The sequence below is a fragment of the Parasaccharibacter sp. TMW2.1890 genome, assembly GCF_023337645.1.
Lineage (GTDB): Bacteria > Pseudomonadota > Alphaproteobacteria > Acetobacterales > Acetobacteraceae > Bombella > Bombella apis.
Genome location: NZ_NWUV01000005.1, coordinates 45,020 through 67,420, shown reverse-complemented (window position 1 = coordinate 67,420; position 22,401 = coordinate 45,020). Strand labels below are relative to the sequence as shown.

The window sequence follows — 22,401 nt, the reverse complement described above, 5'->3', positions numbered from 1 at the left end:
GTCAGTGTCCTTTCTGGAAGGCGCCGAAGGCGGCCTGATAGGTCACATGGTCGAAATGGCTGTCAAAATGGCGCATGGCCCTGCGCAGGCCCAGGGTCGGCTGATGCCCGTTTTTCGGCAGGGACGCCCCGATCATGCGCAGCCCCTTCAGGAAGTGCCGGGCCGAGGGGCTGGGGTCGTGGAGCGGGCAGGCGTCCCATTGGCCATGCCCTCCCGGTGGCCAGTCCTGCTGAAGCTGCGTGAGGGTGGGATAGTCCGGCACGCCACAGGGAATGGCGGCGGCTTCACAGCTTTCCTGCCATTCATGCAGGCTGTCCGCCAGCAGGGTGCTGACCATCAGTCGGCCGCCAGGCCGCAGGAGAGCCACAAGGTCACGGAAGGCTCCGGCCCGGTCCTCGAACCATTGCAGGCAGAGGCTGGAGGTGATGAGGTCGAACCCTCCACCTGTTTCATCCTGTGGCTGGGGGTGTTCCCCATCCATGACATAAAGATGCACGGTTGCGGGCAGAGGAGCCAGAGTCCGGCGGACCCTGTCCAGCATGGCAGGGGCCAGGTCGGTCAGGTGAAGTTCCGCCTGCGGGAAAGCGGTCACCAGCTCACGGCTCAGCAGGCCGGTTCCGCAGCCGAATTCCAGAATCCGGCGGGGCGGGTGCAGGAGATGGCTCTGGCGGATGCGCCCGGCCAGCATCCGGGCGCATTGTTTCTGGATGAAGGCCGCCTGTTCATAATCGTGGGCGGCATCAAAGCGGGCGGCAATGTCGGTCTTGCGGTGGGATGTCATGCCAGAGGAGTGTCCCTGATGATGCGCCTGAGAAGGATGGCGCAGTCCTGCGGGTGCGTGAGGGGCAGAAGATGCCCGCCGGGCAGGCTGATGCCATTGGCTGCGGGACCCAGCCCGTTTCTGGCAGGAGAGAGCGGGTCATCCGGGCTGTGCAGGCTGTGGAGCCGCCCTTCCCAGCGGGGCAGGAGGGGGCGGTGGTCCATCCCGGCCAGTGCGGCAAGACCGGTTTTCAGGGTTTCATGGTCCAGCGTGGTGGGGAGAACGGGATCGGTCTCTCCACACATCTGGCGGAACTGGCGCAGGACATCCCGTGGCTGACGGTCCAGCTGCCGGATCATGCGGTGAAGGATGCGTTCCGGCACACCGTCCGGGAAATCCCCGTCTCTGGTGAAGCGGGCAAAGCCGTTGATGCTGATGAGGCCAAGGCAGTGCGGTGCTTCTAGGGCCAGCAGGGAACAGGCCCCGGCGGAATGGCCCACGGCCCAGAAGGGAGTTTCCGGCAGGTCTGGCCGTGTCGCCGCTCCGAAATAGCCCGCATCAGCACAGACATGCCGGAATTCCGGCAGATGCTGCCGCAGTGGTGTCCAGAAGCTGGCATCATAGCCCCAGCCATGCAGGAAATGGAGCGTCATCATCGGGGCGTCACACTCCGCAGGCTGTCCAGCAGGGCGTTGCCGAGCTGGTCTATGGTGGTGGCGGAAAGGCGGCTTTCCAGAGCGATCCGCAGGCGGGCCGTGCCGGGCGGGACGGTGGGCGGACGAATGGCAATGCTGAGGAATCCTTTTTCCTCCAGAGAGCGGGCGACATGCAGGGCCGTTTCACTGTCTCCGATCATGACCGGAATGATCTGTGTGCTGGAGGGGCCTGTCTTCCACCCTGCATCATTCAGTCGCTGGCGCAGACGGCTGGCCTGATGCTGGAGATGCAGGCGTTCAGCCTCCAGTGAAGGGACGATCTCAAGGGCGGCATCCAGTGCCCCGAGGCAGGCAGGGGGCAGGGCCGTGCTGTAAATGAAGCCGGAGGCCTGATTGACCAGATAGTCGCAGAGGGCCCGACTTCCCGTCACGAAGGCTCCCATTCCACCCAGGGCCTTGCTGGCCGTGCTCATGGTGATGTCCGCCAGCCCGCTGGACAGGCCGCACCCACCCGGCCCCAGAACGGCGGTGGCATGGGCTTCATCAACGTAAAGGAAGGCCCCGTGACGGTCTGCCAGTGCCCGCAGGGCGGGGATGTCGGCCCGGTCTCCATCCATGGAGAAGACAGTCTCGGTGATGACGAATTTCAGGCCCTTCTGGTCGGCATGGCGGTCCAGCAGGGTTTCCAGATGGGCAAGATCGTTATGATGGAAGCGCACCTGCCGCAGCCCGGCCGCCAGACAGCCATGATGCAGGCTGGCATGGTTCAGGCGGTCCATGAAGAGGATGGCCGGATGGCCCGTCTGCTGGCGGGACAGGTGGTTGAGGGCGGGGAGCAGGGACGCATTGGCCTGCCATCCGCTGGCGAACAGCAGGGCCGCCTCGCTTTTCTTGAAGCGGGCCAGTTTTTCTTCCAGCTGCGTGTGCAGGGGCAGGGTACCGCTGACAAGGCGGGAGGCCCGTGCGCCCGTGCCGTACCGTTCCGCCCAGTCCGCCGCCCTCTGGCGCAGCAGGGGATGGTCCGCAAGGCCGAGATAGTCGTTGGAGGTGACATCAACCAGCTTCCGGCCCTGACGGAGCAGAGAGCCGCCCTGCCGTTCCACGGGGACAAGATGGCGGCGGGTATGCTGGCGGTCCCGCTCATGCAGGGCTGCCTGAAGGGCGGACTGGAGGGTGTTCATCCCAGATGGTCCTTCAGGACATGATGGATGCTGCCGGTCAGTCTGCTCAGCTCATCGGGCGTGATGGTGAAGGCGGGCGTGAGATAGACGATGCGCCGGAAGGGACGGACCCAGACGCCCTTTTCGATGAAGGCCCGCTTGAGGGCCTCCGGGTCATCCAGCGTTTCCAGCTCCACGACACCGATGGCACCCAGAACACGGACATCCCTGACGCCGGGCAGGGAGCGGCAGGGTTCCAGCTCTGCTGCCATCTGGGCACTGATGGACCGGACCTGTTCCAGCCGTGGCTCCTGATCGAACAGGTCCAGCGAGGCATTGGCCACGGCACAGGCCAGTGGGTTGGCCATGAAGGTCGGACCATGCATGAGGGCATGGAGCGGATCATCCGAGAGGAAGGCCTCGAACACGTGTTTCCGGGCAATGGTGGCGGCGAGGGGCATGGTGCCGCCTGTCAGGGCCTTGGACAGGGTGATGATGTCCGGCGTGATCCCGGCCTGTTCGCAGGCGAAAAATGTCCCCGTCCGGCCGAACCCGGTGAAGATTTCATCAATGATGAGCAGGATGCCGTGGTCATCGCAGAGACGGCGGAGATGGCGGAGGGTTTCCGGCCCGTGGAAGAGCATCCCGCCTGCCCCCTGCACGAGGGGTTCGGTGATGATGGCGGCGATCTCGTGGCTCCGCTCGGAGAGAAGGGTTTCCAGTGCCGCCAGCGTCCCGGGCGTGGTGGGGAGGTCGGCAATGATCTGCGGTGTCAGGGCCTCTCCGAACAGGCGGTGCATCCCTTCTTCCGGGTCGCAGACGGCCATCATGGCCAGCGTGTCCCCATGATACCCGCCCCGGAAGGAGAGGAGCCTGTGCCGCCCTTCCCGCCCCTGGTTGAGCTGGTACTGGATGGCCATCTTGGCTGCCACCTCCATCGCCACGGACCCTGAATCGGTGAAGAAGACCCGCTCCAGATCGCCGGGCAGCCGGTCTGACAGACGCCGGGCCAGTGTCATGGCGGGCTGGTGGACCATCCCGCCGAACATGACATGCGGCATCGTTTCTGCCTGCCGGACGAGGGCCTGCCGGATATGGGGATGGTTGTAGCCGTGGCAGGCCGTCCACCATGAGGCGATGCCATCAACAAGCGTCCGTCCATCCGCAAGGGTGATGGTGCTGCCGGAGGTGGCGGCAGCCTCCACCGGCATGGGGGCGGTCTGCATCTGGCTGTAGGGCAGCCAGAGATGGGGGAGGGTGCTGGCAGTGGTCATGGGGCTGGGTCCGTCTGACAGTCAGGGAAACATGAACTGGTTCACTATCGGACCGGTGATGTCCCGTAAAGGTGGAAGAATTTTGCACGAATCCGGCTTGACGATGGGGTTCCTGTTTCTGGAAAAAGGGATGGTTGGCCTTCCCGGGTGGTGCTGCCTGGAGGGATGTTCCTGTAATGGAAGGCTTTTTTCATGGCCCTGTCTGTATCTGTGGTGGGCTGTTCTGGAGAGTGGAGAGACCATGTTGAAAACCCGTGGCCTGATGGCTGTCATGATCGTACCTTTTCTGGCTCTGGGTGCCTGTGTGACGCCGGGACAGGAGTCACGGCCGGATGTCTATGACCAGTCCCAGGTCAATACCGTGCAGCGGGGCCGTGCCGTGCAGATCATTTCCGTGTCTGCTGCCCGTGTGAACGTGGACAATTCCCGTAACCGCGATACGGCGAAGATTGTCGGTGGCATTCTGGGGGCAGCTCTTGGCAGTGGTTTGGCCGTTGGTGCTGGTCATGCTGGCTGGGGCGGTGGTCTGGCTGCTGGTGCCGGTGGTGCCCTGGGGGGATCCCTTGTGGGTGGGCAGGCTGTGGGTGGTCATACGCTTGTTGATGGTGTGACGATTGCTTACCAGGACCGGGCTGGCGGGGATGTCCTGCTCTCCACACAGGTGGGCCGGACTTGCGAATACCGGCCCGGTACGGCACTGCTGGTGTCAACGGGTGAGAATGGGACCCGTGTCCAGCCCAATGCGGCCTGCCCGAAGCGTTGAGGCAGAGTCTTTCCCGGAGGAGGATGGAATGATGCGTTCAGGTGGATGGAATCGTATGTTGCTGGCTCTGGTTCTGGCAGCTCCCTGGGGGATGGGGGGTGCCGCCCTTGCACAGGCGACAGACCCTGCCCAGCTCGAGACACTTGGGCGCATCCAGGACAGTCAGGACCAGCGCCGTCTGGCGTTGGAGGCCGCCCAGCAGCAGGCTGCCCGGGCGACGCAGCAGAGGCAGGAAAGGTTGCGGCGGCAGGCAGCGGACAGTGCCGCCCGCATTGCGGCTGCCCGCAATTCCCGCAGTGATGCGGAATGGCAGGATGACCGGCGTTACAAGGAGGCCAGCCGTGAGCTTGAGCTGAAGGAAGAGCAGCTCAAGTTGAAGATGCTGGAGACCAGGGCCAGCCGGGAGGATGACGTCATCAAGGCCGATCTCGCCCGGAAACAGGCCGAGACGGACCGTGTGATCCAGACCTCGCAGGGCGATGCCAAACTGAAGGCGGATGTGGGCACGGCCGCCCGGATGGCGCAGCGGCATTGGTGGGAAAGCAACTGACAGGCTGGTGACCAGCAGGGTTCTATGGTCTATAAGGCCGGACGACTGAAATGGCTCGGGACGGAAAAAAGACCATGGCAAAAGGTGGTGTGGCGGTGCGACTGTTGGGGGGGCTCTGGGGCTGTGTGCTTCTGTCGGGGGTGTCCGCCTATGCGGCGTCCAGCCTGCCCAACGGGGCCAGCTCCCTGCGGGAGCGTTATCAGGACTGGGATGTGGCCTGCCTGGCACTTGATGATGGGGCCGGGGGGGATGGTCATATTCAGTGCGCCATGCAGCAGCAGGCGCTGGAGCCCCGGTCCCACAGGCGGGTCATGAGCATCCGTCTTGAGACTGACGGAACGCAGGTGCGTGGTGTGGCTACGGTGCCCTTCGGGCTGGACCTGGTTCGTGGCCTGACACTGACCAACGCCTCCCAGCCTGTAGGGGATGTCTATTCCTTTTCCACCTGCCTGCCGACAGGGTGCCTTGTTCCCCTGAGCTTTGATGACCAGCAATGGGCCAGCCTGCTGAAAGAGCCGAAGGCCGTTTTCACGGCCATGACGTTTTCCGGCAAGCCGATGAAGCTCTTTTTCTCGACGAAAGGGCTGGATCAGGCCCTTCAGCGTGTCCGCAGCCTGACGCAGTGAAAAGAGCTTTCCCCGCCTGACAGTGGCGGGGAGTGTCATGTCCCGCAGAATGTGTGGTGGACTTCCTCCTCTGGCCGGGGGGCAGCATCCAGCCCGTCATCGGCCTCGGCAAAGGGGGTCTTCAGGGCTTCATGAAGTTTGTGGAACAGCCGGTAATCGCCCGTCATGGCCTGTGACAGTGCCGCTTCAACCTGATGGTTGCGAGGGATGATGCGGGGGTTCGTGCCCTGCATGGTTTTCTGGCGGAGTTCTGGCGGGCGTGTCTCCAGCGTCAGGCGATGAAGGATTTCTGTCCGGCACAGGTCGAAATGGCCCCTGTTGCCGGGGAACAGGTCCCGCAGGGCTGAATAATCCCCGTCGATGGCGACTTCCGGGGAGCCCATCATGCGGAAGGTGTTCGTAAAATCGGCCTGCCCGGTATGCATGGTTTCCAGAACATGCTCCAGCAGGCGGATGTCATGGTCATCCCGTGTTTCCAGTCCCAGCTTGCGCCGGAAACCTGCCAGCCAGTGATGGTGGAACAGCCCGTCATAATCATGCAGGGCTTCCTGCGCCTGGTCGATGGCCCTGTCCTCATCGTCATCAAAGAGTGGAAACAGGCATTCTGCCAGACGGCTGAGATTCCACAGGGCCAGGGCGGGCTGCCGGCCATAGGCATAGCGGCCATCCCTGTCGATGAAGCTGAAGCGTTTCATGGGGTCGAACCGGTCCATGAAGGCGCAGGGGCCATAATCCAGCGTTTCCCCGGAGAGGGCGCAGTTGTCAGTGTTCATGACACCGTGGATGAAGCCGGCCTCCATCCATCGTGCCACAAGCTGGGCCTGCTGTTTTATGGCGGTTTTCAGCAGCGCCAGATAACGGCCCGGCCCTTCCGCAGCGAGGTCGGGGAACAGGCGCTGGATGGTGAAATCCGCCAGCTGGCGGACATGCTCCAGCCCGCCATGCGCCGCAGCATATTGAAAACTGCCGACCCGGACATGGCTGCGGGCCACCCGTACGATCTGGGCACCGGGCACGGGGCCCTCGCTCCGGTCTACCATGTCACCGGTCGTCAATACGGCCAGTGCTCTTGTGGTAGGAATCCCGAGAGCATGCATGGCTTCACTCACCAGATATTCCCGCAAGGCGGGCCCCAGCGTGTTCTGGCCATCACCGCTGCGGGAGAAGGGCGTCGGGCCTGTTCCTTTTATCTGGAGCTCCACCAGACAGCCATCTTCCATCTGGCAGTCGGCAATGAGGGCGGCCCGGCCATCACCCAGAGAGGGAACGAACTGGCCGAACTGGTGTCCGGCATAGGCCATCGCCACAGGCCCTGGTGACGTGTCATCCCGGCCTGGCAGCAGCCCGCGGGAGAGAAAGGCCAGCCCTTCGGCAGAGTGCAGCCAGTCCACATCAAGGCCGAGCTGTTGTGCCAGGTCCGTATTCAGGGCAACGAGGCGGGGGGCTGTGGCAACAGGCAGGGTGAGGGGGCGGTAAAAGAAATCCGGCAGGGATGCCGCCTGGTGCGGAGGTGTCAGCATGGAGGGGCCTTCTGCTGTTGGGCAAGAGGGAGGCCATGGTGGCCCCGTTCAGTGCCTTCCAGATGGGGAGCTGGCTGGGAGAATGGAAGGGGAGAGAGGGAGGCACCACAAGATGAGCAAAAAGTAACAGCAAATCATATTGTGCCCTTGCTTGTGGCCTGTAACTGCCTATAGATTTCCGTCTGGCATGATGTGAGTGGGGTATCAGGCAGCAGAACGCCTGATGCGGGTGAAGAGACAAGGTAAGGATATTCTGTGGAGAACCAGCCTCCAACTGGCGAACAGTCTTCCGGGCAGGAAGCTGGAGGCCACAAGTCCAATACCCATGGGCCAGACCATGGCAATGCCAGGCCACAGCGTGTGAGCCCGGTCTATATTCGTCTGCGGGCCGTCATGGCAGCGGCGCGGTATCATGGTATCGAGCTGGATATACACGACTTTGCCGCAGAGCCTGGGGAGTCGTCTCCGTCGCCTGCAACCCTTGTCCGTTGGCTCAGGGATTTTGGGGCCGTGGCCAAGGGGATGCGCCTGCGGTGGCGGTATCTCGTAAAGCTGGGCTTCACGCCGCCTGTCGTGCTTCTGTTCAGGGATGGGTCTGCTGGCCTGCTGGTCCGTACGGACCCTGAGAAGGGTATTGTCTGGCTGCGGGACCCCCTCAAGGGCGAGGGAGAGCCACCTGTTCCGATTGATGAGCTGAGGCTGATGCAGCTCTGGACGGGTGATGTCGTCCTCATCAAGAAACGCAGCGATGAATCCGAGGCGGACGCCAATTTCGACTTCTACTGGTTCGCCAAAATGGTCATGCGGGAGAAGAAGGGCCTGCGGGACATCGTCTTCTCCTCCATGGTGCTGAGCGTTCTGGGACTGTTCCCGGCCATGATCGTCATGCAGGTGGTGGACCGGGTCATCAACTATCACTCCATGGCGACCCTGGTCTCCCTGACGGGTTTTGTCGTCATTCTAAGCCTGTACGAAGTGCTGCTGACTTACGCCCGGCAGGAATTGACACTGGTGGTCAGTACCCGGCTGGATGCCCGTATCTCCCTCCATGCCTTCAACCGCCTTCTTGCCCTGCCGCTGGAGTTCTATGAGCGCCAGCAGGCTGGTGAGGTGCTGGGGCGCTTCAACTCCATCTTCAAGGTACGTGACTTCATGACCGGGCAGGTGCTGAACACCATGCTCGACATGTTCATGCTGATGGTTGTCATGCCGGTGCTGTTCTACATGAGCTCCACCCTGGCCTGGCTGACACTCGTTGCTGCCGGGGCCATCGGTCTGATCGTGGTCATCATGCTGCCTGTGGTCAGCCGCGTGGCGGGCAAGATGGTCCGGGCGGAGATGCAGCGGGGAGCCACACTGTATGAGACCGTGGCCGGTATCCGTACCGTCAAGACCCTGGCGCTGGAAAATACCCGGCGGGCAGCGTGGGACAATCGCACGGCCGTTGTCATCCACTGGCGTCTGGCGTCCCAGCGCCTGGCCAACTGGGTCAGCACGATGGTGCAGCCGCTCAACATGTTCATCAACCGGGGGATCATCCTGGTTGGTGCCTATCTGGTGCTGACGGACGCCAACACCATGCAGGGCGGTGCGCTCATGGCCTTCATGATGCTGGGTGGCCGTGTGGCTTCGCCGCTGGTCGGTCTGGCCAAGATCATGGAGTCCCTCAATGAAGTGACCGTGTCTCTGGGGGAAGCTGGCGAGGTGCTCAATCAGCCAACGGAAACCTACGCCCTGACCCACGGCATGCGTCCGCCCATCAAGGGAGCGCTGAGCTTCAGCAACATCAATTTCACCTATCCCGGAGCTTCGACCAGGGCCTTGTCGAACGTGACGTTCGAGGTTCCTGCCGGGACCATGCTTGGCCTTGTCGGGCGTTCCGGGTCTGGTAAATCAACCATCACCCGTCTTCTTCAGGGGGTCAGCCGGGAATATCAGGGTTACCTGCGTCTTGATGGTGTCGACCTGCGTGAGATCAACCTCCATTACCTGCGGCGGTCTTTTGGTGTGGTCCTTCAGGACAACTTCCTCTTCCGGGGCACCATTCATGACAACATCACCGCCGGGCGCCCGGGTCTGACACTGGATGATGTGATCCGGGCGGCCCGTCTGGCTGGTGCGGAGGAATTCATCGAGCGTATGCCCGCTGGGTATGAGACGTGGATCGAGGAAGGATCGACCAACATTTCCGGTGGCCAGCGGCAGCGTCTGGCCATTGCCCGTGCCGTGATCTCCGACCCCAAACTCATGATTCTTGATGAGGCAACATCTGCGCTGGACCCGGAATCCGAGGCCCTCGTCAATGCCAACCTGAAGAATCTGGCCAAGGGGCGGACCATGGTGATCGTGTCGCACCGTCTGTCCTCGCTGGTGGATTGTGACCAGATTGCCGTGATGGATCAGGGGCGGGCCATTGATATTGCTCCGCATGAGGTCCTGCTGGAACGCTGCGACGTGTACCGTACCTTGTGGCTCCAGCAGAACCGGCATCTTTCGCAGGATGCACAGGCAGGTGATGGTCCGTCTTCAGGAGGGCAGGAATGATGAGCGAGAGCAGGCATACCGGGTCTGGCCCCGCACAGGAGACAGAGCAGCAGGCTGCCCCCAACATGGATGAGGACAACCACAAGGGGCCACGCAAGGCGGATGATCCGTTTGCCCCGGAGGACATGCCCATAGCCCTGCTGGAGTTCCATTCTCCTACGCTGGGGATGGTCAATCTGCCCATGACGGCCTCGGCACGCTACATCACGTGGCTTGTAGGGTCGCTGGTGCTGGCCAGCGTGGCGGCCATGGCGCTGTTCCCGCTCAACAAGGTCGTGACCGTCACGGGGCGGATCATCTCGACCGCTCCCATCGTGGTGGTACAGCCTGTGGCCCAGGGGCGTGTCAGATCGATCAATGCCCGGGTTGGCGAATATGTCCATAAAGGGCAGGTTCTGGCCCGTCTGGATCCGACACTGAGCAATGTGGACATGGAGAATCTCTCCGCCCAGATGCAGTCCCTTCAGGCGGAGGTGTCCCGGCTCAAGGCGCAGGCCTCCGATGGGGACTATCAGGCAGACATGAACGTGCCAGCCTCCATCCAGCAGGCGCAGGTCTTCATGCAGATGAAGGTGGATTATCAGTCCCACGTTGCGGATTTTGACCGTCGCATCGCCGGAATGCAGAACGACCTTCAGGCGGCCAGGGCCAGTGCGGCCATGTATGCCAGCAAGCTGAAGGTCACGCAGGCCGTGCTGGACATGCGGGAACGGGAGCAGAAAGAAGCCGTGGGGTCCCGTCTTTCCACCCTCGGGGCACAGGACGCCGTGATGGATACGGAGCGGGCGCTGATCTCTGCCCAGCAGACGGCTGGTGCTACGGAAAACCGTCTGAGCGCCCTCAAGGCCCTGCGGGAAAGCTATATCCAGTCATGGAAGACGAAGATCTATGAAATGCTTGTGGTTGGCGAGCGGCGGCTGGATCAGCTGAGGAGTGACTACCGCAAAGGGCGTGTCCAGCAGAAGGAAATCGATCTGCGGGCCCCACAGGATGGTGTCGTGCTGACCATAGCCCCCATTTCTGTCGGAGCGACGGTGGAACCCACCCTGCGGGTGATGACGCTGGAGCCGACCGACAGCGGGCTGGAGGTGGAGGCTCTCATGAGCCCGCAGGACAGCGCCTACGTACGGCAGGGCCATCATGCCATCATCAAGTTTGCCAGCTTCCCTTATGTCCAGTATGGCGGGGCGAAGGGAACGGTCAGCATCATCAGTGCCGATACGTTCCTGCCACCTGAAATGGTCGAGGGGAACATCAGGGCCGGGATTGATCCTTCTGCCATGATGAAACAGGGTGATTCTGTCATCTTCTATCGTGTCCGGCTAAGAATTGACAAATATACCCTTCATGGTCAGCCTTCTTTCTTCCATCCCAGTGCGGGTATGCCAGTGACGGCCGATATTGATGTCGGCAAGCGGACGATCCTGAAATATCTGTTCAGTCGCGTTGTACCCGCAGCAACAGAGGGTATGAGAGAGCCCTCTTAAAGGCGGAGGTTGGCTCATGGCCATGGCACGCAGGCTTGCCATTTTTGACACCAAAGCTCGCAGGCTTGCCCGGGCAACCCGGTTGCTGGAAGAGGGGAAAACGCCACAGGCTTTTTCCCTCTTCGCAAAACTTGCAAATGCGGGCGTTCCAGAGGCGGCATACAGGGTTGGGCAGTGTTATCTGTCCGGTCAGGGGACGCCTTCTTCGTTGGAGGAAGGTGCCCGCTGGACGTTTGTTGCGGCGGAGGCTGGTCTTGGCGAGGCCAGTTTTACGCTGGCCACGCTGTTCGCCATGGGTGTGCCGGACGGATTTGACCCGGCCAGGACCGTTCCCGCAGGCAGTGGTCTCTATGAGCGTTTTGATACGGATGCCATGGATGCCCACAAGCCGGATTTTGCCCGGGCCCGCATATGGGCGGAAAAAAGTGCCGCCGCCGGGCATGTCGAGGCCCAGGCCCTTTTGGGGCATATTTTCAATCATGGTCCTGATGACCTGCAGGACAGGCAGGCTGCACGTCACTGGTATGGCGAAGCTGTGCGGGGCGGGTCATTGCAGGGGGCGCTCGGGTTGGGACTCATCCTGTTGGATGAGGCTGAGGATGACAGTCAGCGGGCGCAGGCTGTGGAGCTTCTCCAGCGGGCCGCAGAGGGTGGCATCGGTCTGGCCAATGCTGCCATGGGGTGGATTTACGAGCATGGTGCCAGTGGTCAGGCCCGTGATGCCGGGAAGTCTGCCAGTCATTATCTGAAAGCCGCCGAGCAGAACATTCCGTCTGCCCAGGCCCGGTACGGGCTGATGCTCCTGAAAGGCGTTGGGGTAGAGGTCAATGTCATCCAGGGGGAAAGCTGGCTGCGCCGGGCAGCCTATGGCGGGGATGCCGAGGCAGCGGCCCTGCTGGGAGACCTGTACATCCGGGGGGAAGAACTGCTCCGGCGCCCGATGGAGGCCGCCCGCTGGTATCAGCTTGCTGCTGAACAGCATCATACCCCTGCGGCCCGTGTGCTGGCCGTGCTGTATCTGACAGGAACCGGCGTCCCACGGGATGAGAGAAAAGCGGCCCAGTGGTTCAACCATGCTGCCATGCTGGGGGACCATATGGCCGATGCAGACCTTGGCAATCTGGTGCTGGCCGGTGTGACCCGCCCGGAAGATGAACAGCGCAGCCTCCAGCAGCGTCTCAGGCAGCAGGCGGAAGGTGGAAATCTGCTTGGTGCCTTCAATCTGGGCGTCTGTCTTGCGCAGGGTGTAGGGGGCACGGCAGATGAGACGGAGGCCTTCTACTGGCTGGGTCTGGCACGGGAAGGTGTCGTCAACGCACAGTACTGGTATGGCCGTATGCTGTTTGAAGGGCGTGGCGTGGCACAGAACAGGGAAGATGGTTTTCTCTGGATGGACAAGGCCGCCCGCCAGGGTATGCCGGAAGCCTGTGTCAGTGTGGCGCAGCTGCTCGTGACAGGGCAGGTGGGCGGAGGCCGGGACCATGCAAGGGCGCTGGAGCTGTACCAGAAAGCCGCCGAGGCCGGGTTGCCAGAGGCCTATTTCTCCCTTGGTGCCATGCATGGGGGTGGTCACGATGTGCCGGTCGATCTGGAGCGGGCCCGTGAATGTTTCGAGGAGGCCGCACAACGGGGGCATGGTCTGGCCCAGATGATGCTGGGGCGCTACCTGCTCCGGGGGCTGGGTGGGCCTGAGAATGGCGAGCAGGCCCGGTATTGGCTGGGGCAGGCTGCACGGCAGGGAATTGAACAGGCGCAGACCCTGCTGGACAGTCTGGCAGACCCTTCTGCTGAGGCCTCGCAGGACCCCGCCTTGATGGACATGGCGGCAGTGGAGACCGGGATCAGCCGGTGAAGATGCAGGCCAGCTTCATCCCGGGTTATGGTCGTCTTCTCCGGGTACAGGATGAGGCCCGTTGGACAGCCCGGCATATGCAGGCCATCCAGACTGCGTTTGATGAAGGCCGGGCCTGCCTGACCCAGGGCAGGCGGGAGGATGGTCTCTTCTGGCTGAAGCGGGCCGAAGCGCTGTCCGGGCGGGATGACAATATCAGCTTTACCTGTGCCATGGCTCTGCTGGAGAGTGGTGCCATTCCGCAGGCCCTGCCGCGGCTGGAACGTCTGTGGGCCCGGTATGGGCTGCGGGAAGCCGGGCTGGCTCTGGCAGGAGGGTATCTGCGATGCGGGGCCACCGGGCCAGCGGCCCGCATCATGGGGCAGGTCCTGTCCCGGAACAGTCTGACGGTGGAGCATCATGCCCTGGCGGACAGCCTGTCTTTTCCTCTCGGGGTGCCGGGCTGGGCCGTGCTGTCCAATGCGGGGGCTCTGCGGCTGCGTGCAGTTGGCCCGGTGGACCTTGTGCTGGATGGCCGACGTTTGGGAACAGTGACAGCCGGTGTGCATGATCTGGCCCGGCTGGTGCCGGAGGAGGCCGGACCATGGTGGCGGGGTCAGCAGCTTGTCGTGTTGTGTCATGACCGGCCGGTATTGGGGAGCCCGATCGACATACAGGCCCTGATACGTTGCCAGTCGCTGGTCATGGCGGAGGCGGAGGGTGTCCGGGGCTGGTTGTGGTATCCTGGTGAGCCGGACTTTCTGCCATGGTTGTGGGTGGAGGGGCATGAGGATCCGCTACGGGTGGACCGTCCTGCGGAAGCCTTCAGCAGTACAGCCCTGCTGCAACGCCCCCGGGGTTTTTACCTGCCTTATGCGGACTGGCCCCGCCTGCTGCACCGCCCGACCGGTTTTCAGGATCAGTATGACCGCCTGCTGAAGGGCGCTCCGCTTGATCCCGCCTTGGTACAGCTGATGCGTACGCCAGAAGAGGGGGGAAACAGGAGGAAGGGCTGGACGAAATCGGGGTGCCGCATGGTCCGGAAGCGCAGCGGGGCCGACAGGCGGAAAGACGCTGTGGGGACAGGCTGTGCCATCATTGTGCCGGTCTATCGGGGGGAGGCCGAGGTGCGGGCCTGTCTGGCCTCCGTTCTGGCCACCATGCCGGACTCCTGTCGCCTCATCATCGTGGATGATGCGTCCCCGGATGCCGGGATTCGGGATCATCTGGACAGGCTGGCGGCGGCGGGCCGTATCACCCTGCACCGGCAGATGACGAACCAGGGGTTTGTCAGCAGCATCAATGCTGGAATGGCCCTTGTGCCAGCCGGGTGGGATGTCATCCTGCTCAATAGTGATACGCTCGTTTCTGGCAATTGGGTGGAGCGCCTGTGCCGCTGGTTGCGTCTTGAGCGGGCAGGGACGGTCACGCCTTTCTCCAATGCGGGGGGGCTGACATCCTATCCGTCGCATGAGCGTGACAACCCGGCGCCTGATCCCGCAGCCTTGGCCGTCATGGACAGGCTTTTGCAGGAACAGGCGGAAAGTGTCCGGCCGGTGGTGGAGCTGCCGACGGCCAACGGGTTCTGCATGGGGATTGCAGCAGCCTGTCTGGCCGAGGTGGGGCAACTGAGAGGGGCTTATTTTGCCCAGGGTTATGCTGAGGAGAATGATTTCTGCCTCCGGGCTAGCGAGGCTGGCTTCCGCCATCTGGCCGCTGTGGATGTCTATGTCCTGCACCATGGGCATGGGTCTTTCGGGCAGGAGGCAGTGCCTCTCCTGCGTCGCAATCTGGACATACTGAATCGCCTGTATCCCGGCTATGATGCGGCCATACAGCGGTGGAAGAAGGTGAATCCGTTGCGGGATTACCGCCGGCTGCTGGACGGGCGGCGGCTGCGCCAGCACAGGGAGCGTTTTGTCGGAGCGGTGGCCCTGTTCCAGCATCGTGGGGGCGGAGGGGTGGCCCGTGCTGTGAGAGAGCAGGCGGCCCTGCTGGGGCAGGCGGGGCTTCTGCCCATCATTCTGGAGCCCACGGAAACAGGCTGCCGGGTGGTCAGCCCCGTGGAAGGGCTGGAGGCCCCCAATCTGGTGTTCACCCTGCCAGCAGAACAGCCTGTGCTGCTGGCTTTTCTGCGCCAGCTCGGCGTCCGTCTTGTTGTGTGGCACCATATGCTGGGCCATGAGCCGGGCCTGCGTGACCTGCCGCAGCAGTTGGGCGTGCCGTATGATGTCCATGTGCATGACCATGTCTGGTTCTGTCCCCGCATCGCACTGCTGGACAGGCACGGCCGCTATTGCGGGGAACCCTCCATGGCGGGCTGCATGGAATGTCTGGGGCGGGGCAGCGTGCTGGCGGATGATGGGCTGACACTGCCTGCTTTTCTGGCCCGCTCGGACAGGGAGCTGCGTCAGGCCCGCAGGATCGTGGCCCCGTCCATGGATGCGGCCTCTCGGTTGAGGCGGCACATGCCCGGCCTTGGGGATATCAGCATCGAGCCGCTGGAAGATGACTGGCAGATCAGGGCATCAGGCCCCCTGTTGCGCAGTGAGCGCCTCCCAACGCCGGAGCGGCCTCTGAAAATACTGGTTCTGGGGGGAATCAGCCGCTGGAAAGGTCATGATGTGCTTCTGGCGCTGGGGCAGCACATTCAGAGGGAAGGGCTTCCCCTGCAACTCATAGTTGTTGGAAGTACGCATGATGACACGGCCAGCCTTGCGGCGGGCATCAGGGTGACTGGCTCTTATGAGGACAGGGATGTTCTGCCCCTGATAGAGGATGTGAAGGCGGATGTTGGTTTCGTGACATCCATTGCCCCCGAGACATGGTGCTATGCGCTGGGCTGGTTGTGGAAGGCCCGGCTGCCGGTCGTGGGCTTTGATATCGGTGCTTCTGCGGAACGTCTCAGGCAGGCGGGGCCAGCCTGGGGACAGGTTCTGCCGCTGGGGCTTCCGGTGGAACGGCTGGCTGGTGTTTTCCTGCGGGAAAAATGTCGCCAGGAGTGAACCGTGCCCATATATGACGATGACATTTTGCAGAATATTATCAAATCAGTTATGATTACAGGGAGATTTTAAGATGTTCTGTGCAGTGTGGGCGCCTTGCGCTTGACGCATGGAAGATGATCATCGGAGATAGCATGCCAGAGATGGACACAGAACAGCCTCGTCATCGTGTTGTGGACCTGAAGGCGGGAGCCCACGTGATGACGCTGGACGCCGGCGTTTTTTGTGTGTTTCACGCCCCGGGCCAGGTGGAAGCTGGGCCGAGCGGACTGCCGGGTGTGCGGATATCCCGGGCACCGGGTGTGCCGGAGGATGCTGTCGAGGTTGTCACGTTTGCTGCCGATGGCTGGATGGGAGCTGCCAACAGCGCTGCGCTGGTAAGGGTGAGGCGTGGTCCTGCCGGTGTGATGGTGACGACCTATCAGGATGGTCAGGCAGGAAGTGAAACGCCCCGTCTTCAGGTGATCAGCCTTATCAGTGGGGTACCGGCGGACCCGGCTGCGGGCGCCATGGCGGAAGGGAACCGGGTTGGTGGCAGCAAGGCTTCCGTCTCTGGTGCTGTTGGTGGAGCAACCCGGGATGTTGTGGCCCATATCCAGCGTCGTGGTGATGTGGGCGGTGCTCTTGGTGAATGGATCGGGCAGGTCGACAGCAAACGCTGGATCGAGGGTTTCGCCGTTCGTCCCGAGGGGCCTGTCCGGGCCAAGGATATTGAATATCAGGCCGTTCTGGGGCGTGGTTGGCTGTCTCCCTGGTCCGAGGGAGGGCAGTTCTGTGGTTCACGGGGGATGTCCCTGCCGATTCTGGGGCTGCGGGTCCGCCTGAAGGGTGAGGCTGCCCATAAATGGACGGTCAGGCTGGCGGCCAGCTTTACGGATGGCACGAAGGTGGGGCCCATCGAGGGGGGAGAGGAGGCTCTTCAGGCTGAGAGTCTGGCCCCGCTGGAAGGGTTCCAGCTTGAGTTTGTCCCGGTGAAGGGGCAGGGGAAAAACCAGGCTGCGGCGGCTTCTGGCAAGCGCAAATAAGGCCGTAGAAGGGGGTTGCAGGCAACGGCCCTGACAGGGCGTCAGGGGCATGATCAGGCCGGGGGAAGTGGTGCGTTTTCTTTTTGTTCATCAGAGCTTCCCAGCGCAATATGCCCATATGGTGGCTCATCTGGCCCGCAGGCCGGAGCATGACGTTGTGTTCATCACGGCGGGCAAGGGGCCGGATATTCCCGGTGTCCGCCGGGTGCTCTATCGTCCGCCGGAGGTGAGGCAGGATGGGGCGCATCCGTTCGTCCGGGAGATGGACCACGCCATCCATCGGTCTGAGGCCATTGCGACAGTGGCCCGGTCGTTGCGGGATCTTGGGTTCCGGCCAGATATTATCATTGGGCATCATGGCTGGGGGGAGCTGCTGAATATCGATTCAGTCTTTCCCGGTGTGCCCGTGCTGGGTTATTTCGAGTTCTATTATGGGCTGGAAGACCGGGACATAGGGTTTGACCCGGAGTTCCCCATGCCGCAGGAAGCGGGCCTTCTGATCCGCTGCAAGAATGCCATCAATCTTCAGGCACTGGCCGGGCCGGGGGAGGGGCAGACACCGACCCGTTTCCAGCTGGGAACGTATCCGGCCTGGGCGCAGGAGAAGATCACCCTGCTGGATGAGGGGGTTGACCTCACCCAGTATCGGCCTGACCCTTCGTTGCGGCAGAAGCCATTCCGGCTGGGAAGCATCAGCGTTGCCCCTTATGAGACGCTGGTGACCTATGCTGCCAGGAATCTGGAACCATACCGGGGGTTCCACAGCTTCATGCGCTCTCTTCCTGCCCTGATGAAGGCTCGGCCGGACTGCCGGGTCATTCTGATGGGGCAGGAGGATGTCAGCTATGGTCTTCCCCCGGCGGGTGGCGGCACCTGGCGGCAGACCATGCTGAGGGAGCTTGAGGGCAAACTTGATCTTTCCCGCATCCATTTTGTCGGCTGGCTGGAGAGGGAGCAGATGGTCCGGGTTCTGCAGCGTTCGGATGCCCACATCTATCTGACCTACCCTTTTGTCCTGTCATGGTCGCTCAGGGAGGCCATGGCCGTGGGCTGTCCGCTTGTGGCCAGTGATACGGCCCCGGTGCGGGAATATCTGACGCACGGGGAGACGGCTCTTCTGGTTCCCTTCCTGCAACCGGATGCCATCGGTGATGCTGTCCTGCACCTTCTGGAAAACAGGACACTTGCCGAGACGCTGGCTCATAATGTACGGCGCCATGCAGAAAATGTGCTGGATGTAAGGCAGTACCTTGCCCAGTATGAGGTCTTGATAGGCAGAATGACAGGTCGTGAGGGAATATGAACATGCCGGAGATGGACAGGGCTGCCTTTCAGGCATTGGTGGCTGGCTGGATTGTCAAGAAATCCCCGTCTTCTGCGCCGCAGCGGCTGACGGAAGAGGACTTTGCCCAGCTGGAAGATGCTGCCTGGCGGAGCTGGTGGGCCGGGCAGGCTGGGGCTGAGGAGAATCCGGCAGAGAAAGCCATGCTGAAGAGCGTGACCGAGGGCTGGATCGTGCAGCGGGAGCGGGGGGGCATACCGGGGCCTCTGGGGGAAGAGGATTTCAGGGCGATCATGAATAGCCTGAAGCCCGAGAGAGTTCCGCCTGCCGTGCCTGAACCTGTTGTGGAGGCCGAGCCGGAGGCCGTGTCCGAACCGGACCAGCCTGTTCTTCAGCCTTTGCCTGCAGATGCCAACATCAAGGACTGGCGTGCCGATTACATGCCGGATGATCTGGGGGCCGGAAACGATGTCCTGCCGGATGGTCGTGCTGTCAGGGATGTCTTGAAGGAAGATCCTTTCTATTTCGCACGGCTTCATCTGGCTCTGTCCCTCTGAGGGCAGATACAGTGCGGAGATCGGGAAAGGGTGGCTGTGGCCACCCTTTTTTCATGCCTGAAAGGGATGCGGGTGTCGGGCAAAGAAAAAGGCATGCCCCTGTGGGAGACATGCCTTTTCCCGGTCAGCACGAAGCCCGAAGGCCCCGGTGTGGCCCAAACCCTTAGCGGGGGCCTGCTTCAGCCTGGAGGTGAGCCTCGAGGAACCAGAGGTTCTTGTCCAGCCCGCGGGAGATCTCGGTGAAGATGTCGGATGTATCTTCATCGCCAGCTTCGGCCGTCACCTTGATGGCTTCACGGACCTTGTTGGCCACGACGCCATAACGCTCTGCCAGAGCCTTTACGTGGTCATGCACGGTGTAGATGTCCGTGGGGTACGGAGCGCAGTTGGTGTTCTTCTGCACTGTCTGCACGGTACCGAGAGCCACGCCACCCAGCTGGACGGCACGCTCTGCGGCGGTATCGACAAAGCCATCCAGCCCGCTGCGGAAGCCGTCCAGCATCTCGTGTACGCCGATGAAGTTGACACCCTTGAGGTTCCAGTGGGCCTGCTTGGTCACCAGTGCCAGGTCGATCAGGTCAGCCAGACGAGCATTCAGTGTCTCGATGGAAACAGCCTTCGTGTTGTCCGGTGTGTTGTTGCTGGTGTGATAATGATTGATCTTGCTCATCATAGTGCTCCTTCGTGTTTTCCCGTCCTTCACTAGATCGGCAAAACGCCATCCATCTCCAGGCATCATAGTGCTCCTTCGTGTTCTCCCGTCCTTCATTGGAGGGGAGAAAACTTTTTCAGAAACCGGGAGGGACTCCTCCGGGCCTCGTCACCCTCAGGACCATAAATCCTCTGGGTTGCGGAGGTCAAAGAAGGTCCTCAGGTCCTGCCGGAAATAATGTGGGTATGCCGGATCATTTTTAAAGAGCGGATTGTCTTTCCATCGTTCCAGCATGATCTGTTTTTCGTTGAAAAAACGGGCCTCATGTTCCGGGCGGTCGTCACTCCCCCGGGAGAAGCTCTCATGATGGACGGCTTCCGCCTCGGCGCAGAAGAGGATGCGGTACCCGTTGTCGCGGATTTTCAGGCAGAGATCGACATCATTGTAGGCAACGGTCAGGCCGACTTCATCAAATCCCCCCATGGCATCAAAGAGCGGGTGGGAGACCAGCATGGCAGCCCCGGTGATGGCCGTCACCTCGTGGCTGATACACAGGCGCCCGATGTAGCCGAAAGCTTTCGCCGGCTGGAGACGATGGACATGGACCCCGATGATGTCTGGCCCGACAGCCACACCAGCATGCTGGATGGTGCCATTGGGGTAGAGGAGCCGGGCCCCGACGGCGCCAACATCCGGTGCGGCCTGTGTTTCCTGCACCATCCGTTTGAGGAAATCCGGCTGGGTGACGATGACGTCATTATTGAGGAAAAGCAGCAGGTCGCTGTTGCTGTGTCTGGCTGCCAGATTGTTGAGCCGGGCGTAGTTGAACGCTTCTTCTACATGCAGGATGCTGATCCGGTCATGGTTCCGTATTCCGTCCAGCCATGCCAGCGTTTCCCTGTTTGTAGAGAAATTGTTCACAAGGATGATGTCGAAGGCACTGTAGGTCTGGGTGTCCAGGAGGGATTCAACACAGCGCCGTGTCATGTCCAGCTGGTCCCGGAAGGGGATGATGATGCTGACGGCAGGCTGCTTCCGGAACGGCCAGCGAATGGAATAGAGGCTGAGATGCTCCACGGAAGAAACGGTCGCCTTGATGCCACGGCGTTTCAGATGCTCGGTGATACAGGCTTCACCGGCCCGGATGGCATTGCCCTTGTTGCTGACACTGCTGGACGTGGAGTTGGGGCTCTTGCGCCAGTGGTACAGAATTTCCGGTACGTGGTGGATGGCCTCGCGCGGGATGATCTCCACGGCACGGAGGAGGAAATCATGGTCCTGTGCCCCGTCATGGCGGCTGTCCAGTGGGCCGGTCTGGCGGACAGTGTCTGCCTCCATGAAGGTGAGATGGCAGATATAGTTGCAACCCAGAAGGTAGCGGTAGTCATAGTCGGGTTTCAGGTTTGGTTCGAGGAAGTGCCCTCCAGCATCCACCTTGTCCTCGTCGCAGTAGAGCAGCCTGGCGCCGGTCTCCAGCGCAGCCCGGACCATGTTCTCCAGGGCGACATCCACCAGCAGGTCATCATGGTCGAAGAAGGCAATGTAGGCGCCCTTTGCGTGGCTGATGGCCTTGTTGGTTGCCCCGGCAATGCCCCGGTTCACTTTCAGTGAGAATGTGCGGATTCTTCTGTCTTTCCGGGCATATTCCCTGAGGAGCGCTCTGGTCCGTTCACACTGGCTGCCATCATCGACAAGGATGAGCTCCCAGTTTTCATAGGTCTGGTCCAGGACGGATTCGACAGCAGCGCGGAACTCCGCCTCATCTGGCCGCCATGTCGGGCAGAGGACGGAGACGAGAGGTGTTTCCTTCAGCGGACGGGCCTTGCGCAGCAGGGCTGTCTGTTCCCGCAGGAGGGGGTAATAGCTTTTTGCCCAGCGGTCATAATGCTGGAGGCTGAGCGGCTTGCGGGGAATCAGCGAGCGTGTGGTGTTGCGCAGGGCTGTCAGCTGCTGGTGCAGGGCGGCGATGCTGTTTTCAATCTGTACGAGTTTTGCCGTCAGCTGGTCATCGGCCAGGGCCGTGACCAGCGGGCTGCCGACAAGCGGGATTTCGTCAGGCAGGCTGGTAATGGTGATCTCGTGGGGAAGGCCATCATGATAGCGCTGGGGGATGGGCAGCTCGAATCCGCAGTTGGGGGCGCTTTTCAGGAACTCGACAACATCGCCCCGGTAGCAGTCGGCCCGGACAGTCCCGACCGGCACACCATCCACCCTGACAGACACGACAACATGGCCGGACCAGTCAGCCCCCGGATGATTGCGGGAAACGACCCAGCCCCGCAGCAGCCCTTCGAACATGCCATCAACGCAGCTCTGATATTCGGTCTGGGGCGGGCGTGAGAAGGTGAGGGTCTCATGCGCCCTGTCGGGCTGGTCCTCATCGGGGAAGAGAAGGGCGGTGCGGTCATCAAAGCGGATGGAGATGCCGTGCTGTGCGCCATCACAGGCTTCCGGGGGGAGCCTGAAGCGGAAGCCCAGCTTGTTGCTGGGAATACGCAGGATCTGGCGGACATCCTCCCGTTTGAGGTCGCAGAGAACCTGCATGACTTCCTGGCCATCCACCAGGACATGCAGCAGGACAACACGGGACGGCTCGTGCAGGTTGACAGCCCAGCCTGCAATGATGCCGTTCTGGCTGTCCACCGTATCAACAAAACCCTGGAACTGATGTGCAGGCATTGTCCTCTCCTGAAATCAAGGTCTGGTGAA

The 22,401-nt window shown here is 61.9% G+C and carries 17 protein-coding genes; 10 read left to right on the top strand and 7 right to left on the bottom strand.

Annotation, left to right across the window (positions count from 1 at the left end; genetic code table 11):
• Position 1 precedes the first annotated feature (1 nt).
• From CPA54_RS09060 to CPA54_RS09045, 4 genes are read right to left on the bottom strand one after another with little or no spacing between them, the layout of a single operon-like run.
• Positions 2 to 781, bottom strand: a complete 780-nt coding sequence (locus tag CPA54_RS09060) for a methyltransferase (protein WP_249086182.1) — start codon at positions 779 to 781, stop codon at positions 2 to 4.
• On the bottom strand, positions 778 to 1,416 hold the full coding sequence (locus CPA54_RS09055) for an alpha/beta fold hydrolase (RefSeq protein WP_249086181.1): 639 nt from the start codon (positions 1,414 to 1,416) through the stop codon (positions 778 to 780). Before CPA54_RS09055 ends, CPA54_RS09060 begins: the two co-directional genes overlap by 4 nt.
• Complete coding sequence (locus tag CPA54_RS09050) at positions 1,413 to 2,597, bottom strand: 8-amino-7-oxononanoate synthase (RefSeq protein ID WP_249086178.1); 1,185 nt, start codon at positions 2,595 to 2,597, stop codon at positions 1,413 to 1,415. The genes CPA54_RS09055 and CPA54_RS09050 overlap by 4 nt, the downstream gene beginning before the upstream one ends.
• Positions 2,594 to 3,850, bottom strand: coding sequence for an adenosylmethionine--8-amino-7-oxononanoate transaminase (locus CPA54_RS09045; RefSeq protein ID WP_081562582.1), 1,257 nt, complete (start codon positions 3,848 to 3,850; stop codon positions 2,594 to 2,596). The genes CPA54_RS09050 and CPA54_RS09045 overlap by 4 nt, the downstream gene beginning before the upstream one ends.
• A 241-nt stretch (positions 3,851 to 4,091) precedes the next feature.
• On the opposite strand from CPA54_RS09045, the gene CPA54_RS09040 reads away from it, so the two are divergent.
• From CPA54_RS09040 to CPA54_RS09030, 3 genes are all read left to right on the top strand, one after another.
• On the top strand, positions 4,092 to 4,613 hold the full coding sequence (locus CPA54_RS09040; RefSeq protein ID WP_043559746.1) for a hypothetical protein: 522 nt from the start codon (positions 4,092 to 4,094) through the stop codon (positions 4,611 to 4,613).
• Positions 4,614 to 4,641: 28 nt separating this feature from the next.
• Positions 4,642 to 5,163, top strand: a complete 522-nt coding sequence (locus CPA54_RS09035; RefSeq protein WP_143539872.1) for a DUF5384 family protein — start codon at positions 4,642 to 4,644, stop codon at positions 5,161 to 5,163.
• A 74-nt stretch (positions 5,164 to 5,237) separates the two neighbouring features.
• Positions 5,238 to 5,789 (top strand): invasion associated locus B family protein, encoded by a 552-nt coding sequence (locus CPA54_RS09030; RefSeq protein WP_193599774.1) that lies wholly within the window; start codon positions 5,238 to 5,240, stop codon positions 5,787 to 5,789.
• A 35-nt stretch (positions 5,790 to 5,824) separates the two neighbouring features.
• On the opposite strand, the gene CPA54_RS09025 is transcribed toward CPA54_RS09030, so the two are convergent.
• The gene (locus CPA54_RS09025; RefSeq protein WP_249086176.1) at positions 5,825 to 7,309 is read right to left on the bottom strand and encodes a YdiU family protein; all 1,485 of its coding nucleotides are present in this window, start codon (positions 7,307 to 7,309) and stop codon (positions 5,825 to 5,827) included.
• Positions 7,310 to 7,702: 393 nt separating this feature from the next.
• Here CPA54_RS09025 and CPA54_RS09020 point away from each other — a divergent pair, with 393 nt between their 5' ends.
• The 7 genes from CPA54_RS09020 to CPA54_RS08990 all read left to right on the top strand — a co-directional run bounded on the left by CPA54_RS09020 (position 7,703) and on the right by CPA54_RS08990 (position 19,040).
• A complete protein-coding gene (locus CPA54_RS09020) occupies positions 7,703 to 9,853 on the top strand; it encodes a peptidase domain-containing ABC transporter (RefSeq protein ID WP_154981322.1) in 2,151 nt (716 codons plus the stop codon).
• Positions 9,850 to 11,340, top strand: coding sequence for an HlyD family type I secretion periplasmic adaptor subunit (locus CPA54_RS09015; RefSeq protein ID WP_086442227.1), 1,491 nt, complete (start codon positions 9,850 to 9,852; stop codon positions 11,338 to 11,340). Before CPA54_RS09020 ends, CPA54_RS09015 begins: the two co-directional genes overlap by 4 nt.
• Before the next feature lie 22 nt (positions 11,341 to 11,362).
• A complete protein-coding gene (locus CPA54_RS09010) occupies positions 11,363 to 13,192 on the top strand; it encodes a tetratricopeptide repeat protein (protein ID WP_249080545.1) in 1,830 nt (609 codons plus the stop codon).
• A gap of 2 nt (positions 13,193 to 13,194) precedes the next feature.
• Positions 13,195 to 16,176: a glycosyltransferase gene (locus tag CPA54_RS09005; RefSeq protein ID WP_249086183.1), complete on the top strand. Its 2,982-nt coding sequence runs from the start codon at positions 13,195 to 13,197 to the stop codon at positions 16,174 to 16,176.
• Between the two features lie 134 nt (positions 16,177 to 16,310).
• Entirely contained in the window at positions 16,311 to 17,201 is an 891-nt protein-coding gene (locus CPA54_RS09000; protein WP_103765337.1) for a hypothetical protein, read from the top strand.
• 49 nt (positions 17,202 to 17,250) lie between these two features.
• Positions 17,251 to 18,504: a glycosyltransferase gene (locus CPA54_RS08995; protein WP_227449782.1), complete on the top strand. Its 1,254-nt coding sequence runs from the start codon at positions 17,251 to 17,253 to the stop codon at positions 18,502 to 18,504.
• On the top strand, positions 18,501 to 19,040 hold the full coding sequence (locus CPA54_RS08990; RefSeq protein ID WP_086431843.1) for a hypothetical protein: 540 nt from the start codon (positions 18,501 to 18,503) through the stop codon (positions 19,038 to 19,040). Before CPA54_RS08995 ends, CPA54_RS08990 begins: the two co-directional genes overlap by 4 nt.
• A 163-nt stretch (positions 19,041 to 19,203) precedes the next feature.
• On the opposite strand, the gene dps is transcribed toward CPA54_RS08990, so the two are convergent.
• Complete coding sequence (gene dps / locus CPA54_RS08985; protein ID WP_043559660.1) at positions 19,204 to 19,710, bottom strand: DNA starvation/stationary phase protection protein Dps; 507 nt, start codon at positions 19,708 to 19,710, stop codon at positions 19,204 to 19,206.
• Between the two features lie 156 nt (positions 19,711 to 19,866).
• Complete coding sequence (locus CPA54_RS08980; RefSeq protein ID WP_248630869.1) at positions 19,867 to 22,371, bottom strand: glycosyltransferase; 2,505 nt, start codon at positions 22,369 to 22,371, stop codon at positions 19,867 to 19,869.
• Positions 22,372 to 22,401: the final 30 nt, after the last annotated feature.

Excerpts from the sequence above, each read along its gene's own strand:
- CPA54_RS09010 (WP_249080545.1), top strand. The coding sequence starts at position 11,363 with ATGGCACGCAGGCTTGCCATTTTTGACACCAAAGCTCGCAGGCTTGCC.
- CPA54_RS09005 (WP_249086183.1), top strand. The coding sequence starts at position 13,195 with ATGCAGGCCAGCTTCATCCCGGGTTATGGTCGTCTTCTCCGGGTACAG.
- CPA54_RS09045 (WP_081562582.1), bottom strand. The coding sequence starts at position 3,850 with ATGACCACTGCCAGCACCCTCCCCCATCTCTGGCTGCCCTACAGCCAG.
- CPA54_RS08990 (WP_086431843.1), top strand. The coding sequence starts at position 18,501 with ATGAACATGCCGGAGATGGACAGGGCTGCCTTTCAGGCATTGGTGGCT.
- CPA54_RS09060 (WP_249086182.1), bottom strand. The coding sequence starts at position 781 with ATGACATCCCACCGCAAGACCGACATTGCCGCCCGCTTTGATGCCGCC.
- CPA54_RS09020 (WP_154981322.1), top strand. The coding sequence starts at position 7,703 with ATGGCAGCGGCGCGGTATCATGGTATCGAGCTGGATATACACGACTTT.
- CPA54_RS09055 (WP_249086181.1), bottom strand. The coding sequence starts at position 1,416 with ATGATGACGCTCCATTTCCTGCATGGCTGGGGCTATGATGCCAGCTTC.
- CPA54_RS09025 (WP_249086176.1), bottom strand. The coding sequence starts at position 7,309 with ATGCTGACACCTCCGCACCAGGCGGCATCCCTGCCGGATTTCTTTTAC.
- dps (WP_043559660.1), bottom strand. The coding sequence starts at position 19,710 with ATGAGCAAGATCAATCATTATCACACCAGCAACAACACACCGGACAAC.
- CPA54_RS09000 (WP_103765337.1), top strand. The coding sequence starts at position 16,311 with ATGCCAGAGATGGACACAGAACAGCCTCGTCATCGTGTTGTGGACCTG.
- CPA54_RS08980 (WP_248630869.1), bottom strand. The coding sequence starts at position 22,371 with ATGCCTGCACATCAGTTCCAGGGTTTTGTTGATACGGTGGACAGCCAG.
- CPA54_RS09015 (WP_086442227.1), top strand. The coding sequence starts at position 9,850 with ATGATGAGCGAGAGCAGGCATACCGGGTCTGGCCCCGCACAGGAGACA.
- CPA54_RS09050 (WP_249086178.1), bottom strand. The coding sequence starts at position 2,597 with ATGAACACCCTCCAGTCCGCCCTTCAGGCAGCCCTGCATGAGCGGGAC.
- CPA54_RS09030 (WP_193599774.1), top strand. The coding sequence starts at position 5,238 with ATGGCAAAAGGTGGTGTGGCGGTGCGACTGTTGGGGGGGCTCTGGGGC.
- CPA54_RS09040 (WP_043559746.1), top strand. The coding sequence starts at position 4,092 with ATGTTGAAAACCCGTGGCCTGATGGCTGTCATGATCGTACCTTTTCTG.
- CPA54_RS09035 (WP_143539872.1), top strand. The coding sequence starts at position 4,642 with ATGATGCGTTCAGGTGGATGGAATCGTATGTTGCTGGCTCTGGTTCTG.
- CPA54_RS08995 (WP_227449782.1), top strand. The coding sequence starts at position 17,251 with ATGATCAGGCCGGGGGAAGTGGTGCGTTTTCTTTTTGTTCATCAGAGC.